Origin of the sequence: Acidovorax sp., from assembly GCF_021287135.1 — a bacterium.
Classification (GTDB): Bacteria; Pseudomonadota; Gammaproteobacteria; order Burkholderiales; family Burkholderiaceae_C; genus Acidovorax.
This window is the reverse complement of sequence record NZ_JAJTBB010000048.1, coordinates 83,555-100,070: the sequence shown is the minus strand read 5'-3', so window position 1 is coordinate 100,070 and position 16,516 is coordinate 83,555. Positions and strand designations below refer to the sequence as shown.

Below are 16,516 nucleotides of genomic sequence, written 5' to 3'. Positions count from 1 at the left end.
CACGAGTGCAACTACAACTGGAAGACCTTCATCGAGGTCTATCTGGAGGACTACCACGTCGGCCCGTTCCACCCCGGCTTGGGCAATTTCGTCACCTGCGACGACCTGCGCTGGGAATTCAGCAAGCACTACTCGGTGCAGACGGTGGGCGTGGCCTCCACGTTCGGCAAGCCCGGCTCCGATGTGTACCGCAAGTGGCATGACGTGCTGCTCAAGTACCGCGACGGCAAGCTGCCCGAGCGGGGCGCGATCTGGCTCACCTACTACCCGCACATCATGGTCGAGTGGTACCCGCACGTGCTCACCGTCTCCACGCTGCACCCGATCAGCACCACCAAGACGCTGAACATGGTGGAGTTCTACTACCCCGAGGAAATCACCGCGTTCGAGCGCGAGTTCGTCGAAGCCCAGCAGGCCGCCTACATGGAGACCTGCATCGAGGACGACGAGATCGGCGAACGCATGGACGCGGGCCGCAAGGCCCTGCTGGAGCGCGGCGACAACGAGGTCGGCCCCTACCAGAGCCCCATGGAAGACGGCATGCAGCACTTCCACGAGTGGTACCGCGAGACCATGGGGAATCCCCCCTGAGTCGCTTCGCGCCATCCCCCCTTGGGGGGGACGCCCCAGCGCGGCGGGGCGGCCCTTGCGCGGGGGCACTGGCTCAGGTCGCGCCAGTTATTCAGGACCGCGACCCGCATCCGGCGCCGTCGGTCAGTGAACACTCGAACAGCAAGGTAAACACTGGCGATTCGCGGCGATTGCTCTAACTGCTCTCATTACAATAGCTGCCAGCGCTCCACCCATGGGCGCTGGCAGCTATTTTTCTTTCAACGTCCGCCCGGCGCCTGCGCGCGCGCAGCGGCCCCCTCACGAAAGACCGCAACCCGATGCAAGCCCTGTGGATGGTGTTGGCCGCATTCCTTTTTGCCAGCATGGGGGTGTGCGTCAAGATCGCATCGGCCCATTTCAACTCGGCAGAACTGGTGTGCTACCGCGGCCTGATCGGGATGGCCATCCTGTGGCTGCTGGCGCGCTCGCAAAAGATCACCCTGGCCACGCAGTACCCGGGCATGCATGCCTGGCGCAGCCTGGTGGGCGTGGTATCGCTAGGGGCGTGGTTCTTTGCCATTGCGCACCTGCCGCTGGCCACGGCGATGACCCTCAACTACATGAGCAGCGTGTGGATTGCCGCCTTCCTGGTGGGTGGCACGCTGCTGGCCTGGCGCCCCTCGGCAGCGGCGCCCCGGCCGGCGCTGCAGGGCCCGCTGGTGCTCACGGTGCTGACCGGCTTCGTGGGCGTGGTGCTCATGCTGCGGCCCAGCCTCGACCAGCACCAGGCCTTCGCGGGAATGATCGGACTCATGTCGGGCCTCACGGCAGCATTTGCCTACATGCAGGTGGTGGCGCTGTCGCGGCTGGGCGAGCCGGAATCGCGCACCGTTTTCTACTTTGCGGTGGGCTCGGCCGTGGCGGGCGGCGGGGCCTTGCTGTTCACCGGGCTGTCGGACTGGCCGGGCTGGCCGGCCCTGTGGCTGCTGCCCATCGGCGTGCTGGCCGCGGGCGGCCAGCTGTGCATGACGCGCGCCTACGCCAGCGCCAAGACGCAGCGCGGCACCCTGGTGGTGGCCAACCTGCAGTACTCGGGCATCGTGTTCGCCGCCCTCTACAGCGTGCTGCTGTTTGGCGACCAGCTCCCGCCAATCGCGTGGCTGGGCATGACGCTCATCGTGGGCAGCGGCATCGTGGCCACCATCCTGCGCGCCCGCGCCGCGCCCGGCACCCCGGCGGAAGAACATTGACACCTTCTTGCGGGCCTGCGCCTACAGCCAAGCCGGCACCAGCGCACACAATGGAGCTCCGCAACACTCTTCACCCCCAGCACCCACTGCTCACCAGGCCCCGACGATGACCACCGCCTACACCACCCTCATTTCCGCCACCGAACTGCAGTCCCTGATGGCCAGCGGCGCGCCGCTGATGGTGTTTGACTGCAGCTGCGACCTGCTCCAGCCGTCACTGGGCGCGCAGCAGTACGCGCAGGCCCACATCCCCGGCGCGGTGTTTGCCGACCTGAACAACGACCTGAGCGCCCGGCACGGCGTTGCGGGCGCCAGCGGCACACTCGTCGCCCAGGAGGCCGACAAGCCCGCATCGGGCGGACGCCATCCGCTGCCCAGCCGCGAGCGGTTCGCCATGTGGCTGTCCAGCGTTGGGTTCACCAACGGCATGCAGGCCGTCGTGTATGACCGCCAGGGCGCCAACTACTGCGGGCGCCTGTGGTGGATGCTCCAATGGGCCGGGCACGATGCCGTGGCCGTGCTCGACGGGGGGCTGCAGGCCTGGCAGGCCGCTGGCGGCGCCGTGCGCAGCGGCGAGGAGCCGGCGCACTTCCAGTCCAACTTCCAGCTCGGCGCACCCCTGCGGCGGCTCGCCACCGTGCAGGATGTGCTGGCCGGCCTGGGCCAGCCGGGCCAGACCGTGATCGACGCGCGCGCCGGCGCCCGCTACCGCGGCGAGGTGGAGCCCATGGACCCGGTGGCAGGCCACATTCCGGGCGCGCTGAACCGCCCTTTCGCCGACAACATCGCGGCCGACGGCCGCTTCAAGCCCGCCCCCGTGCTGCGGGCGGAGTTTGAAGCCCTGCTGGCCGGACGCGATCCGGCCACCGTGGTGCACCAGTGCGGCAGCGGCGTGAGCGCGGTGCCCAACCTGCTGGCAATGGAGATCGCCGGGCTGGGCGCTACCGCCCTGTTTGCGGGCAGTTGGAGCGAATGGTGCTCCGACCCGTCCCGCCCGGTCGAAAAAGGCTGAGCCCACGGGGGCGCAGCCCCAACCCACCCTGCCACGCCCTCCACCACGGCCCCCCGCGTGGCAAAACCGCAAAAAAGAGGGTTTTGCGGGTGCTATCAAAACCATGAGCAGAAATGGCGGGGCACCCGCCCGCGGCGCAGCAACGGTTTCACAGGGGCGTGCGGGACGGCGCCTCATCCGCGTGTCAGGCAAATTCCTACACCGCCGGACAGAAAACCAGACACGCTGCACATCCAAACCCCGACTTAATTTCCGATTGGGGCGGTTTCACAATCCATTTCAACGGATCACGCAACACCTGCACAGCGCAGGCAACGCAAGACCCGGAACTGGAAACCAAGGAAGCCGCCATGACCAACGAACAAATCCTCGCCGAAATCCGCGAAGCCAACCTCACCTACCTGATGCTGGCCCAGACCCTGATTCGCCAGGACAAGGCGGAAGCCGTGTTCCGTCTGGGCATGAACGAAGAGTCTGCCGACATTCTGGCATCGCTGTCGGCGGCGCAAGTGATGAAACTGGCGTCCCGCAACACCCTTCTTTGCAGCTTCCGCGTGGACGACAACCTGGTGTGGAGCCTGCTCACCAACCACTCGGCCAAGAAGGTGGGCAACGAAGCCACCAACACGCTGCACGCCAACATCCTGATGGCCAGCCGCGTCTCCGAAGTGCTCTGACCCGGCCCCGCCGCAGCGCCCCGTAGCCCGCCTCCGTCTCCTTTCTTCGCCGAAAGCCCGCCATGTCCTCCACGACCACCACCGCTGCCGCAACCCCCAAGGCCCCCGCCAAGAGCGTGCTGAACGAATCCAAGCAGATCGAGCGCGCCGCCATGCTGATCCAGATGGGTGCCCGCATGCAGGTGCTGGAATCGGAGACCACGCTGTCGTACGAGCGGCTGATCCGCCTGTACAAGGAAATCGCCGGCAAGTCGCCGTCCAAGGGGCAACTGCCCTTCTCCACCGACTGGTTCCTGACCTGGCAGGAGAACATCCACAGCTCGCTGTTCCTGAACATCTACGAGTACCTGTCCAAGGGCGTGGACCTGGACTCGGTGGAACTGCTGACCAAGGCCTACCGCCTGTACACCGAACAGGTGACCACTGCCGAGATCGAACCGCTGCTGTCCTTCACCCGCGCGTGGCGCCTGGTCAAGTTCGTGGACGCAGGCATGCTCACGCGCACCAAGTGCAGCCAGTGCGGCGGCCAGTTCGTGACCGAGCTGTACGAGAACCGCCACTACACCTGCGGCCTGTGCAACCCGCCCGCACGGGCCGGCAAGAGCAAGACCGCCGGCGCACTGATGCTGCACTGATTTAGCTATCAATTTGATAGCTTCTTGCGCCCACCGGATGGGCGTGAGAGCCTGTTCCATCCCGACCCCAAAAAATGGACGACGCCCTGCCAAGGCCGCCGCGCAAGGGCCGCCCCGCCGCGCTGGCGGCGTCCCCCTTCCCGAACTGCGCAGCAGTTCGAGAGAAGGGGGAAGCGGCGAAGCCGCTCAGGGGGATGCCACCTATCTTCCCGCCAGCAACGCCCGCACGTTGTCATCCATGGGCACCGCATAGTTGTGCGCCGCCACCACGGTGTTGCCCACGGGGTTCACCAGCTTGAGGTTGATGTACACCACCGTGCTGGACACGGCATAGGTGCCCACCACCACGGCCTGCGCCTCCTGCGCCTGGCTCACTTCGCGCACCTCGCGCGAGAGCAGCAGCTCGCCCTGGTCGCGCGCCAGCAGCAGGCTGTCGCGCAGCTTCACCTCGGTCACGCGCAGGCCGCGCTGCACCAGGCGGGCGGCGATCTGCTCGGAGAACATCCGCCCCAGCCGCGACGATTCGGCCAGCCGGTCCACAGGGACCAGCGTGGCCACCAGTACCGCCTTGCTGGCATCCAGCGGCGCGGTCTGCAGCAGCGCGTCGGCGGCACGCTCGTTCACCTCGATGAGGTTGCTGCTCGATGCGCCGGGCCGCTCGCCGTAGTAGTAGCTGTGCATGGGGCTGACGGTCTCGCAGCCCGACAGGGCTGCCAGCGCCAGCGCCGCACCCGCCCAGCAGACGCTGGTTCGCAGCGCGCCCATGCGCGGTGCGTGCTTCACTGCCGTCGTCTTCATGGCGCCACTACCCGCCACGTCTTCACGGGCGTTGCCGGGGCTGGTGCGGGCGGCAGCGCGGGCTGGTAGAGCACCGCATCGGCCCGCTCGATGTAGTACAGGTCGGCCGTGCCGGCAAGGTACCGGTCGTGCGACTTGAGCGTGGAAGTGATCAGCACCTCGGTGCGCGTGGGCCCGCCCGCGGCGGCGCCCTGGGTGTAGAGCTGGGCCATGTCCAGCGCCACCCCGGCACCCACGCCGAGGGCCGTGGCCACGCCGGGCAGCAGGGTGCGGTCGGAATAATGCACCGCCCAGTCGCGCCACACCCCCACGCCGGTGCCGATGATGGTGCCGGCCATGGGCACGGGCAAGCCGCGCGGGGAGCCGGATTCGTGCTGCACCAGCTGCGTCTGCACTTCCAGCTCCACCGCCGTGGGCACCGTGGACACGGCCACACCCCGGTTCAGCAGGTGCACCTTGAGCAGCTTGAGAAAACCCTGGTTGAAGCTGGAGTTGTCCGGCACGGTGACATACAGCGGGTACTCGCCCTCGGGCCAGGAGGCGATCTTTTCCGCCACGCGGCCGGCCACGTCGCCGGCCAGCACATCCCAATGGTGCACGGCACGGGCCTTTTTCTGGCCGGTGGCGGGGTAGTTGTCGGCGCGTGGCACGTCCAGCGTGCCGCAGCCGGCCAGCAGCGTCGCGGCGCCCAGCAGGGCGGCTGCAGCGGCGGCGGCCGCAATGCGGTGGAGGAGGGATGGCATGTGGGCCATGGTATCGGCGCCGGGCCGCCGCAATCGGCGCAACAGGGCCGTCTTTCCGGTGCAAAGCCGCGCTTTCGGCCCTTGGAAGCGCCGGGGCAAGCCTTCACAATCAGCGCATTTCCATCCCACCTTCCGCGACCACCATGCGCACCACGACCAGCAACCTCCACCTTGCGTCCCTGATGGCGCTGACCGCGGCTCTGGCGGGCTGCGGCGGCGCAACGGACAACCACTCCAGCGCTCCGCCTCCGCCACCGCCCGCCTCGGCGCCCATTGCGCTGCATTTCGTGCAGCCCACCGAGAACGTGCTGGAGCCTGGGGCCTCCGAGCCGCTGGCCGCCAATGTCGCGGTCAACGGCAGCGCCGCCCCCAATGGCACCGTGGCCACCTTCACCGTCAGCCCCGCCGCGGCAGCCACGCTGTCGCCCGTGGCGCCCACCACGGTCGCCGGCGTAGCCAGCTCCACGCTCACGGTGAGCAGCCTGCCGCCCAGCGCCACCTTCCAGGTCAGCGCCACGGCCACCAGCAGCGCCAACACGGCCGGCGACAGCCTCACCTACTACGTGCGGCCCACGCACAAGAACCTGCAGGTGCTGGTGCCCGCGTACTTCAGCGCCAGCGGCACGTCGTCGCCGTGGGCCACGCTCACCAGCGGCGCAGCCAGCTATCCGGACGTGCAGATCACCGCCGTGGCCAGCGCCAGCGACGGTGTGCTCACCGCCACCTCCAAGGCCGACAGCGACCTGCTCAAGGCCATCCAGGACTTCAAGGCCGTGGCCGGCACCACCAACAAGGTCATCGGCTACGTGGCCACGTCAGGCAGCGGTGGTTCGCGCTCGGTGGCCGACGTGAAGGCCACCATCGACAACTACATCCGCCTGTACCCCGACCAGCTCGACGGCTTCTTCCTGGACGGCATGGCCACCGACAGCGCGCGGCTGGCGTACTTTCAGGACATCTACAACTACGTCAAGGCCCTGGCCTCGGGCATGAGCAAGGCCGCCACCCCGCCCAACGCCCCCACGGTGATCGGCAACCCCGGCACCTACCCCGTGGCCGCCTACGCAGGCGTGGCCGACACCCTGGTCACCTATGCCGGCAATGCCGCCGCCTACCAGGCCGTCGACCCCCAGCCTGCCAGCACCTGGGTCTACGCCAAGGACAACACCGCCCAGGGCATGCTGGTGCACACCGCCAGCACCTGCACGGACATGCAGTCCGCCGTCAAGCACGCCAACCGCCCCCGCCTGAACACCGGGCTGGTCTACGCCACCAACCTGGCCGTCGGCGCCTCGTGGTCCTCGCTGCCCACCTACTGGCCGCAGCTGCTGGGCACGGTGGACGCTCTCAACACGCAGCGCCCGCTGCCGATGTGCTGATGCCGCCGGGCGGGGCCCCGCGCCTCGCCACGCTGGCACCACCCGCACGCCCCCTGCGGCACCCGGCGGCGGCCCGGGCCGATGGCCCCGCCCCTCCTTGCGCCGACACGCGGCAGGCCCGACCGACCTACACGCGGGCGGGGGCCAATCCCATCACAATCGGCGCATGATGCCCGAGCCCACCCCCGCGCCCCCGCCCGCCCCCACCGCCGAGCCGCCCCGGCCAGACGGCGCGGCTGCAGACACCAGCGCCCGCCCGTCCCTGGCCCCTGCGGCGCCCGCCGCGCCCGCCGCCTCTGCGGCAGGCCTGGCCGCCGACGCTGCCGAAGCCGCCGCCACCCGGCCCGCCCCGGGGGATCCCGGCAGCTCCGGAAACCCGCCCGCCCCCGCGCACCCGCATGGCAGCGCCCCCGCGGCCAACGCGCCCTTCAACGGCCCGCTCATGCTCCACATGCCCGTGGACGTGCGCAACCTCTCCCTGGCACTGCTGGCCTTGTTCGCGGGCGTGGCCCTGCTGCACTGGGCCAGCGCCGTGTTCATCCCCATCATGCTCAGCCTGCTGCTCACCACCGCCCTGCGCCCCATCGTGGAGCTGCTGCGGCGCTGCCATGTGCCGCGCTGGCTGGGCGCGGGCGTGCTGCTCATCGCCATCGTGGTCGGCCTGGCCAGCGCGGCCTGGTCGCTGAGCGACGGGGCCTCGCAGCTCGTGGACTCACTGCCCATGGCCGCCAAGAAGGTGCGCGACAACCTGCGCGCCCGCACGGGCGCGGCCAGCCCGCTGGACACGGTGCAGAAAGCTGCCAGCCAGATCGAGCAGGCCGCCAACGAGAACACCGCCGCCAGCCCCACCCGGCGCGGCGTGCAGCGCGTGGTGGTCGAGCGCCCGCCCTTCAACATCCGCGACTACCTGTGGAGCGGCACCATGGGCCTCATGTCCGCCTTGGGGCAGCTCACCGTGGTGGTGTTCCTGACCTTCTTTGCCCTGGCCTCGGGCAACCTGTTCCGCGACAAGCTGCTGCGCATCGCCGGCACCAGCCTGGAGCGGCGCAAGGTCACCATCCACGTGCTGGAAGACATCACCAACAACATCCAGCGCTACCTGCTGGTGCAGGTGCTCACCAGCGTGCTGGTGGGCGTGGCCACCGGCGCAGCCTATTGGGCCCTGGGCCTGCAGAACGCCGCCGTATGGGGCGTGGCCGCGGGGGTGCTGAACCTGGCGCCGTACATCGGCTCTGCCATCGTCACCGGCGCCTCGGCCCTGGTGGCCTTCCTGCAGTTCGGCACGCTGGACATGGCCCTGGCCATCGGCGGGGCATCGCTGGTCATCCACACCCTGGTGGGCAACCTGCTCACCCCCTGGCTCACCAGCCGCACCAGCAGCATGAGCCCGGTGGCCGTGTTCGTCAGCGTGCTCGCCTGGGGCTGGCTGTGGGGCCTGTGGGGCCTGCTGCTGGGCATCCCCGTCATGATGGCGGTGAAGGCCATCTGCGACCGCGTGGAAGACCTGAAGGCGGTGGGCGAACTGCTGGGGGATTGAAGCCACCGACCGGCGCAGGCCTGTCCACGCCGGGTGCGACGACCTCTGCGGCACTCCCTCAGAGGGGTAGACTGGCCCATGGTCCAGCAGCCCCCCGAGAAGTCATGAGACCCCTCCTGATCGCATCACTTGCCGCGTGGAGCATGGTCTCGTGCACCTCTATTCCCCATTTTCCGAGCCCGGCGCCAGAGACGGGCGTCCGGCACGACCCCGAGGTGTTCGTCGCCGGCATTCCCACCCTGTCGGCAACCGAACTGGCGCGCCAGCAGGCCCTGGCCAGAAACGGTGACGGCAGGGCCGCCTTCAACGTGTATTCGTACTACCGTACCACCGCCAACGACCCGAAGCAGGCGCGGGAGTGGCTGTTGAGGGCCGGCGAACTGGGCCACGCGTTTTCGCAATACAACCTGGCCCAGATCTACCGCCACGAGAACAACTACCCCAAAGCCATCTATTGGGCCAGGAAGGCCAGGGACAACGGCTACCCCCATGCGCAGGCCACCCTGGAGTCCCTGGAGAGCGAGCAGCCCTAGACCAAGGGCTCAGGCGGGCGCCGCGCTGCGCGCCACTCCTGGCTCCGCGCAGCGCCAAAGGGTGCCATGGCACTCCTTTTGCGCGCACCTCAATCAACCGGTATTCCGCAACCCCGCCGCAATCCCGTTGATCGAAATATGAATCCCGGTCTGCACCCGCTCATCCCCCTGCCCCGCGCGCCAGCGGCGCACCAGCTCCACCTGCAGGTGGTGCAGCGGGTCAATGTAGGGAAAGCGGTGCTTGATGGAGCGGGCCAGCGCCGTGTTGTGCGCCAGGCGCTGCTTGTCGCCCGTGATGCGGGTCAGAGCGTCGGCGGTGCGGTGCCATTCGGCCTCGATGGCGGTGAAAACCTTCTTGCGCAGGCGGGTGTCCGTCACCAGTTCGCTGTAGCGTGAGGCCAGGGCCAGGTCGCTCTTGGCCAGCACCATGTCCATGTTGGACAGCAGGGTGCGGAAGAAGGGCCATTGGCGGTACATCTTCTGCAGCAGGGCGAGCTGGGCCTTGGGGTCCTTGCCCTCGGTGTTGATGAACGTCTCCACGGCCGCGCCAAAGCCGAACCAGCCGGGCAGCGTGAGGCGGCACTGGCCCCAGCTGAAGCCCCAGGGAATGGCGCGCAGGTCTTCGATCTTCTGGCTGGCCTTGCGGCTGGCGGGGCGCGAGCCGATGTTCAGTTCGGCGATCTCGCGGATGGGGGTGGCGCTGAAGAAGTAGTCGGTGAAGCCGGGCGTCTCGTACACCAGCGCGCGGTAGGCGCCCATGCTGGCCTGCGAGAGCTGCGCCGCGGCGTCCAGAAAAGCCTTGGTGGCGGGCTTGGTGGGCTGCAGCAGCGTGGCCTCGAGCGTGGCGGCGACCAGGGTTTCGAGGTTGCGGCGGCCGATCTCGGGGTTGGCGTATTTGGATGCGATGACTTCGCCCTGCTCCGTCAGGCGGATCTGGCCGCGCACGGTGCCGGGCGGCTGGGCCAGGATGGCCTGGTAGCTGGGGCCACCGCCGCGGCCCACGGTGCCGCCGCGGCCGTGGAACATGCGCAGCTGGATGCCGTGCAGGGTGGCGAGTTCGTCAAACAGCTCCACCAGCGCGATCTCGGCGCGGTACAGCTCCCAGTTGCTGGTGAAGATGCCGCCGTCCTTGTTACTGTCGCTGTAGCCGAGCATGATGTCCTGCTCGCCGCCGCTGCGCTGCACCAGCGCGGCCACGCCAGGCAGGCTGTAGAACTCGCGCATGATGGGCGCGGCATTGCGCAGGTCTTCGATGGTCTCGAACAGCGGCACCACGATGAGGTGGTTCCTGGCGGGGGCGTCCAGCGTGCCCGTCAGCAGCCCCACTTCCTTTTGCAGCAGCAGCACTTCCAGCAGGTCGCTCACCGTCTCGGTGTGGCTGATGATGTAATGGCGGATGGCGTCGTGCCCGAAGCGCTCGCGCATCACCCGGGCGGTCTCGAAGATGGCCAGTTCGCCCTGCGTGTGGGCGGAGTACTCGGCGCCCACCACGCGCAGCGGGCGGGCGTCGTTCAGCAGCTTGATGAGCAGCGCGCGCTTGGCGGCCTCTTGCAGGCCGGCGTAGTGCGGCTCGATGCGTGCGGTGGCCAGCAGTTCGCTCACCACTTCCTCGTGCTTGTCGGAGCTTTGGCGCAGGTCCACCGTGGCCAGGTGAAAGCCAAACACCTGCACGGCGCGGATGAGGGGGTGCAGGCGCTCTTGCGCCAGCGACTCGCCGTGGTGCGACTTGAGCGAGGCCTCAATCACGCGCAGGTCGGCCAGGAACTCTTCGGCGCTGGCATAGGCGTTTTGCGGGGCCACGGCATGGCGCGCGGCTTCGCCGCCGGTCAGCTCCTTCAGCGATGCGGCCAGGCGCGCATAGATGCCGGTCAGGGCGCGGCGGTAGGGCTCGTCCACGCGGTGTTCGCTGGTGTCAGGGGAGCGCTGGGCCAGGGCTTCCATCTCGGCCGACACCTGCACCAGGCGGGCCGACAGCGACAGCTCGCCCCCCAGGTAGTGGACTTCGGTGAGGTAGTGGCGCAAGGCCACTTCGGCCTGGCGGCCCAGGGCGTATTGCAGGGTCTGCGCAGTGACGTTGGGGTTGCCGTCACGGTCGCCGCCGATCCATTGGCCCATGCGCAAGAAGCTGTGCACGGGGTACTGGCCCAGCTCGGTTTCCAGGTCGGCGTAGATCTTGGGGATCTCGCGCAGGAAGGTGGCTTCGTAGTACGACAGCGCGTTCTCGATCTCGTCGGCCACGGTGAGCTTGCTGTAGCGCAAAAGGCGCGTCTGCCACAGCTGGGCCACGCGGGCGCGCAGCTGCGCCTCGTTGGCGGCCAGCTCGCGCGGGGTGAGCGCGTCCTTGGCGCTGTTGTAGAGCTGGGCGCGCACCTGGATGTCGTCGCGCGCAGCCAGCAGCTGGGCGATGTCGCGCTCGGCATCCAGAATGCTCTTGCGCTGCACCTCGGTGGGGTGGGCGGTGAGCACGGGGGCCACGTAGCTGCCGGCCAGGGTCTGCGAGATGGTCTTGGGCGCAATGCCGGCCCAGCGCAGGCGCGACAGGGCCACTTCGATGCTGCCCTCTTGCGTGTCGCCCGCGCGCTCGTGCACGGCGCGGCGGCGGATGTGGTGGCGGTCTTCGGCCAGGTTGGCCAGGTGGCTGAAGTAGGTGAAGGCGCGGATCACGCTCACCGTCTGGTCGCCCGACAGGGACTTGAGCAGCTTCTTGAGCGCGCGGTCGGCCTCCTGGTCGGCGTCGCGGCGGAAGGCCACGGAGAGCTTGCGCACCTGCTCCACCAGTTCATAGGCGGCCACGCCTTCCTGCTCGCGGATCACATCGCCCAGAATGCGCCCGAGCAGGCGGATGTCGTCGATGAGGGGCTGGTCCTTGTCGGATCGTTTCATGGTGCGCGGATCTCCGGAGGTGGGTAAAGTGGCACGGCGCCCGCGCGTCCCCTCGCATCCCTCCGGGGCGCACCAACCCCAGTGCGGGCGCATGCTAGCATCGCCCGCCGCTGAAAGATTACAAACAGGTTACGAACTTGACCACGCAAAAAAACGCCCCCCTGCGCATCGTCATCGCCACCCGCGAAAGCCGGCTGGCGCTGTGGCAGGCCGAACACGTGAAAGCGCTGCTGCAGGCGCGCGGCCACACGGTGGAGCTGCTGGGCATGACCACCCAGGGCGACCAGATCCTGGACCGCTCGCTGTCCAAGGTGGGTGGCAAGGGCCTGTTCGTGAAAGAGCTGGAAGTGGCACTGGAAGAGGGCCGCGCCGACATCGCCGTGCACTCGCTCAAGGACGTGCCCATGGAGCTGCCCGAGGGCTTTGCCCTGGCCTGCGTGATGGAGCGCGAAGACCCGCGCGACGCCTTCGTGTCCCCGCGCTACGCCGCGCTGGAAGACCTGCCCCAGGGCGCCGTGGTCGGCACCTCCAGCCTGCGCCGCCAGGTGCTGCTGCAGGCCCTGCGACCCGACCTGAAGATCGAGCCGCTGCGCGGCAACCTCGACACGCGCCTGCGCAAGCTGGACGAGGGGCAGTACGACGCCATCGTGCTGGCCGCCGCGGGCCTCAAGCGCCTGGGGCTGGGCGCGCGCATCCGCACGACCTTCGAGTCCGGCTCCATGCTGCCGGCGGCAGGCCAGGGCGCGCTGGGCATTGAGGTGCGCAGCGACCGGCAGGACCTGATCGAAGCGCTGGCGCCGCTGGCGCACCCGCCCACCTGGCTCACGGTGGCGGCCGAGCGCGCCGTCAGCCGCGCCATGGGCGGCAGCTGCTCCATGCCGCTGGCCGCTCACGGCACGCTGCGCGATGGCGCCCTGCAACTGCACGCCGCCTGGGGCGACCCGCAGGGCCGCCTGCCCCTGGTGCGTGCACAGGGCAACGACGCCGTGCAAAACCTGGCGCAGGCGGAGGCCCTGGGCGAAGCCGTGGCCCGGCAGCTGCGCGATGGCGGTGCGCAAGGCGTGGGCCCAACCGGGTCCGCGCAACCCTGAAACCCGCCCCCGGGCCTGGTTGCCATGCCCCTGCCCCGCGTGATCGTCACGCGGCCCGAACGCGAGGCCGCCCCCTGGGTGCAGCAGCTGCGTGCGCGCGGCCTGCACGCCGTGGCGCTGCCGCTCATTGCCATCGGTCCCTGCTCCGATCCCGCGGCGCAAGCGGCCCTGGCCCAGGCCCGCGCCCGGCTGGACGCGTACCGGGCGGTGATGTTTGTCAGCGGCAACGCGGCGCTCCATTTTTTTGAAGAAAATCCGGCTCCAGCGCTTATGGGTAAAGCGCAAGCAGCTATCAAAACAAGAGCATGGGCGCCGGGCCCCGGCACCGCGCGTGCCTTGGAGCAAGCCGGGGTGCCGGCAGACCGCATCGACAGCCCGGCGCCGGACGCGCCGCAGTTTGACTCGGAAGCCCTGTGGCGCCAGGTGGGCGCGCAGGTGCAGCCCGGCGACCGGGTGCTGATCGTGCGCGGCAGCTCCGGCACCGAACCCGGCCCGGCCCAGGGCACCGGCCGCGACTGGCTGGCGCGGCAGATCGAGGCCGCCGGCGGGCAGGCGGAGTTTGTGGCGGCGTACCAACGCGGCGCACCGCGCTGGCGTGCCGACGAGGTGGCGCTGGCGCAACAGGCGGCGCGCGACGGCTCCCTCTGGCTGCTGAGCAGCTCGGAAGCTGTTGCCCACCTGGCAGAGGCTCTGCCCGGCCAGGACTGGGGGCGCGCCCATGCGCTGGCCACGCACCCGCGCATCGCTGAAGCGGCGCGCGCCGCCGGGTTCGGGGACGTGCGGGAATGCCGCCCCGCGCTGGACGACGTGGTGGCCTCGATAGAATCGGGCGCATGAGTTCTGCGCCTGCCAACGACCTGCCCCCCGCTTCCGCCGCCGCCCCCGGTGCTGCCTCCGAGGCAGCCGCAGCGCCGGCGGCCCGTGGTGCCGGCGGCGGCCGCGGCCTGACGCTGGTGCTGGGCGCCGTGGCCGCCGCCGCGCTCGCCAGCAGCGGGCTGCTGTGGCACAAGCTCGGCACCATCCAGGAACAGCTCGCGCGGCAATCGGCCGACACCGGCGCCCAGGCCATCGAAGCCCGGGCCATGGCCCGCCAGGCCGAAGAACTGGTTCGGGAGACGGCCGCCCGCCTGTCCGTGGCCGAGGCCCGGGTGAGCGAGGTCGCGCTGCAGCGCAGCCAGCTGGAAGAGCTCATGCAAAGCCTGTCGCGTTCGCGCGACGAGAACCTGGTGGTGGACATTGAATCCGCCGTGCGCCTGGCACAGCAGCAGGCCCAGCTCACCGGCAGCCTGGAGCCGCTGGTGGCTGCGCTCAAGAGCGCCAACCAGCGCATCGAACGCGCCGCCCAGCCCCGGCTGGCGCCGGTGCAGCGCGCCATTGGCCGCGACCTGGACCGGCTGACCCGCGCCACGGTCACTGACACGGCCGGGCTGCTGGCCCGCCTGGACGACCTGGTCCGCCAGGTGGACGAGCTGCCCGTGGTGAATGCCGTGGCCCAGGCCGCGGCCACGCGCCGCCTCGCCGCAGCCCCTGCCGCCCCGGGCGGTGCGCCCGCCCCCGCCGAAGGCCTGGCCTGGTGGCAGGCGGCGCTGCAACGCGGCTGGGAGGTGGTGCGCGACGAGGCCCGCAACCTGGTGCGGGTCAGCCGCATCGACCAGCCCGAGGCCATTCTGCTGGCGCCCGACCAGACCTTCTTCCTGCGCGAGAACCTCAAGCTCAAGCTGCTCAACGCGCGCCTGGGCGTGCTGGCCCGCCAGTTCGAATCCGCCCGTGCCGACCTGGGCGCCGCCACGGCCGCCCTGAACAAGTACTTCGACCCGGCATCGCGCCGCACCCAGAACGCCGCCAGCATGCTGCAGCAGGCCCAGGCCCACATGAAGACCGCCGAGCTGCCGCGCCTGGATGAAACCTTGTCTGCCCTGGCCACTGCGGCCGCGGGCCGCTGAAGGCCGAGGCACCATGCGCGCTGCACTTTGGCTCTTGGCGTTGTTTGGCGTGGCCGTGGCGGCCGCGCTGTTTGCGGGCAACAACCAGGGCACCGTCACCCTCTACTGGCCGCCCTACCGCATCGACCTGTCGCTGAACATGGTGGTGCTGCTGCTGGTGGGCGGCTTCGTCACGCTGCACGCCGCGCTGCGCGCGCTGGCGGCCTTGCTGGAACTGCCGCGCCAGGCGCGCCGCTGGCGCCAGCAGCAAAAGGAGCGCGCCATGCATGCGGCCCTGATGGATGCCCTGACCCACATGCTGGGCGGGCGCTTCATCCGCTCGCGCAAGTCGGCCGAGGCGGCGCTGTCCCAGGAGCAAGCGCTGGAAGCCGCGGGCGAGGGCGTGCCCCACGGGCGGCAGCTGCGCGCCCTGTCCCACATGATCGCGGCCGAGGCCTCGCATGCCCTGCAGGACCGCGCCACCCGGGAAACCCATCTGAACGAGGCGCTTTCGGAGGCCCCCGCCCGCGGCACGGTCAGCGAACAGGAACTGCGCGAAGGCGCGCAGATGCGCGCGGCGCGCTGGTCGCTGGACGACCGCGACGCGGCCGCGGCCCTGGACCGTCTGGCGGCCCTGCCGCAAGGCGCCGCCCGGCGCACGCTGGCCCTGCGCATCAAGCTCAAGGCCACCCGGCTGGGCCACCAGACGCAGGAGGCCCTGGACACGGCCCGCCTGCTGGGCAAGCACCGCGCGTTTTCTGCGGCAGCCGCCCAGAGCATCGTGCGCGGCTTGGCCTCCGAGCTGATCAACAATGCGCACGACACGGCCCAGCTGCAGCAGATCTGGCTGGCCCTGGAGCCAGCCGAGCGCAACATGCCCGAGCTGGCGATCCACGCGGCACAGCGGCTGGCCGCGTTGGGTGGAGACGCCACCCAGGTGCGGGCCTGGCTGCTGCCGGTGTGGGAGCGCCTGGTCGACATGCCCGACCTGCTGGCCGAGCACCACGCCCTGAAGCTGGTGCGCGCCCTGGAGGCCGGGCTGGACGCGGTGGATGCCGCCTGGCTGGCCCGCATTGAATCCGCCCAGCAGGGCAACCCGCGCGACGCGCGCCTGCAGTACCTGGCGGGCATGGCCTGCCTCAAGCGCCAGCTGTGGGGCAAGGCACAACAATTGTTGACACAGGCCGCCCTGCAGCTGTCCGACACCGGCCTGCGCGCCAGCGCCTGGCGCCACCTCGCCGAACTGGCCGAGCAACGCGGCGACACCCCCACCGCCGCCGACGCCTGGAAGAAGGCTGCCCTCGGGCAGTAACGGTCCGCCCGGGCCGGCCTTGCCCGGCCACCGCCCGCCGGCTGGGTGGTCTGCCCGCCGTCTGCCTCCCCCGCAACGCGGGTTGCGTCTCCATCGGCCCCCTGGAGCCGCCCGCCCGCCACAAAAAACGCCCCATCGTTGGGGAACTTTGAGCGGCCACCCGCTATCGATTCAACATTTTTGAATCATGGC

Annotated in this window: 15 protein-coding genes; 12 read left to right on the top strand and 3 right to left on the bottom strand. The window is 69.8% G+C overall.

Annotated elements, in window-relative coordinates:
- The 5 genes from LWW96_RS12415 to flhC form a co-directional block, all read left to right on the top strand.
- The coding region (locus tag LWW96_RS12415; protein WP_291487426.1) for an RHO alpha subunit C-terminal catalytic domain-containing protein at positions 1-591 on the top strand (591 nt) is incomplete at its 5' end.
- A 299-nt stretch (positions 592-890) separates the two neighbouring features.
- Positions 891-1,802 (top strand): DMT family transporter, encoded by a 912-nt coding sequence (locus LWW96_RS12410; RefSeq protein ID WP_291487424.1) that lies wholly within the window; start codon positions 891-893, stop codon positions 1,800-1,802.
- 106 nt (positions 1,803-1,908) lie between these two features.
- Positions 1,909-2,814 (top strand): sulfurtransferase, encoded by a 906-nt coding sequence (locus tag LWW96_RS12405; protein ID WP_291487422.1) that lies wholly within the window; start codon positions 1,909-1,911, stop codon positions 2,812-2,814.
- A gap of 350 nt (positions 2,815-3,164) precedes the next feature.
- Positions 3,165-3,491 (top strand): flagellar transcriptional regulator FlhD, encoded by a 327-nt coding sequence (flhD, locus tag LWW96_RS12400; RefSeq protein WP_056166924.1) that lies wholly within the window; start codon positions 3,165-3,167, stop codon positions 3,489-3,491.
- Between the two features lie 62 nt (positions 3,492-3,553).
- Positions 3,554-4,126, top strand: a complete 573-nt coding sequence (gene flhC / locus LWW96_RS12395) for a flagellar transcriptional regulator FlhC (protein WP_291487417.1) — start codon at positions 3,554-3,556, stop codon at positions 4,124-4,126.
- Between the two features lie 201 nt (positions 4,127-4,327).
- Here the strand turns inward: flhC and LWW96_RS12390 are convergent, their stop codons facing one another.
- Together LWW96_RS12390 and LWW96_RS12385 are read right to left on the bottom strand one after the other, a co-directional pair.
- Complete coding sequence (locus LWW96_RS12390) at positions 4,328-4,924, bottom strand: FlgO family outer membrane protein (RefSeq protein ID WP_291487415.1); 597 nt, start codon at positions 4,922-4,924, stop codon at positions 4,328-4,330.
- Complete coding sequence (locus tag LWW96_RS12385) at positions 4,921-5,667, bottom strand: hypothetical protein (protein ID WP_291487414.1); 747 nt, start codon at positions 5,665-5,667, stop codon at positions 4,921-4,923. Before LWW96_RS12385 ends, LWW96_RS12390 begins: the two co-directional genes overlap by 4 nt.
- A 143-nt stretch (positions 5,668-5,810) precedes the next feature.
- Between LWW96_RS12385 and LWW96_RS12380 the strand changes: the two genes are divergently transcribed.
- The 3 genes from LWW96_RS12380 (at position 5,811) to LWW96_RS12370 (ending at position 9,116) form a co-directional block, all read left to right on the top strand.
- A complete protein-coding gene (locus LWW96_RS12380) occupies positions 5,811-7,046 on the top strand; it encodes a spherulation-specific family 4 protein (protein WP_291487411.1) in 1,236 nt (411 codons plus the stop codon).
- A 166-nt stretch (positions 7,047-7,212) separates the two neighbouring features.
- Positions 7,213-8,583, top strand: coding sequence for an AI-2E family transporter (locus LWW96_RS12375; protein WP_291487409.1), 1,371 nt, complete (start codon positions 7,213-7,215; stop codon positions 8,581-8,583).
- Between the two features lie 104 nt (positions 8,584-8,687).
- Positions 8,688-9,116: a hypothetical protein gene (locus LWW96_RS12370; protein ID WP_291487407.1), complete on the top strand. Its 429-nt coding sequence runs from the start codon at positions 8,688-8,690 to the stop codon at positions 9,114-9,116.
- Positions 9,117-9,209: 93 nt separating this feature from the next.
- Here the strand turns inward: LWW96_RS12370 and ppc are convergent, their stop codons facing one another.
- A complete protein-coding gene (gene ppc / locus LWW96_RS12365) occupies positions 9,210-11,999 on the bottom strand; it encodes a phosphoenolpyruvate carboxylase (RefSeq protein ID WP_291487405.1) in 2,790 nt (929 codons plus the stop codon).
- Positions 12,000-12,136: 137 nt separating this feature from the next.
- On the opposite strand from ppc, the gene hemC reads away from it, so the two are divergent.
- The 4 genes from hemC to LWW96_RS12345 are packed head-to-tail and all read left to right on the top strand — an operon-like array spanning position 12,137 to position 16,324.
- Positions 12,137-13,090, top strand: coding sequence for a hydroxymethylbilane synthase (gene hemC, locus LWW96_RS12360; RefSeq protein WP_291487403.1), 954 nt, complete (start codon positions 12,137-12,139; stop codon positions 13,088-13,090).
- 24 nt (positions 13,091-13,114) lie between these two features.
- Complete coding sequence (locus LWW96_RS12355; protein ID WP_291487401.1) at positions 13,115-13,927, top strand: uroporphyrinogen-III synthase; 813 nt, start codon at positions 13,115-13,117, stop codon at positions 13,925-13,927.
- Positions 13,924-15,033 carry a uroporphyrinogen-III C-methyltransferase gene (locus LWW96_RS12350; RefSeq protein WP_291487399.1) on the top strand — a complete coding sequence of 370 codons (1,110 nt, stop codon included), beginning with the start codon at positions 13,924-13,926 and terminating at the stop codon, positions 15,031-15,033. The genes LWW96_RS12355 and LWW96_RS12350 overlap by 4 nt, the downstream gene beginning before the upstream one ends.
- A 13-nt stretch (positions 15,034-15,046) precedes the next feature.
- Entirely contained in the window at positions 15,047-16,324 is a 1,278-nt protein-coding gene (locus LWW96_RS12345; protein WP_291487397.1) for a heme biosynthesis HemY N-terminal domain-containing protein, read from the top strand.
- The last annotated feature ends 192 nt before the right edge of the window (positions 16,325-16,516 follow it).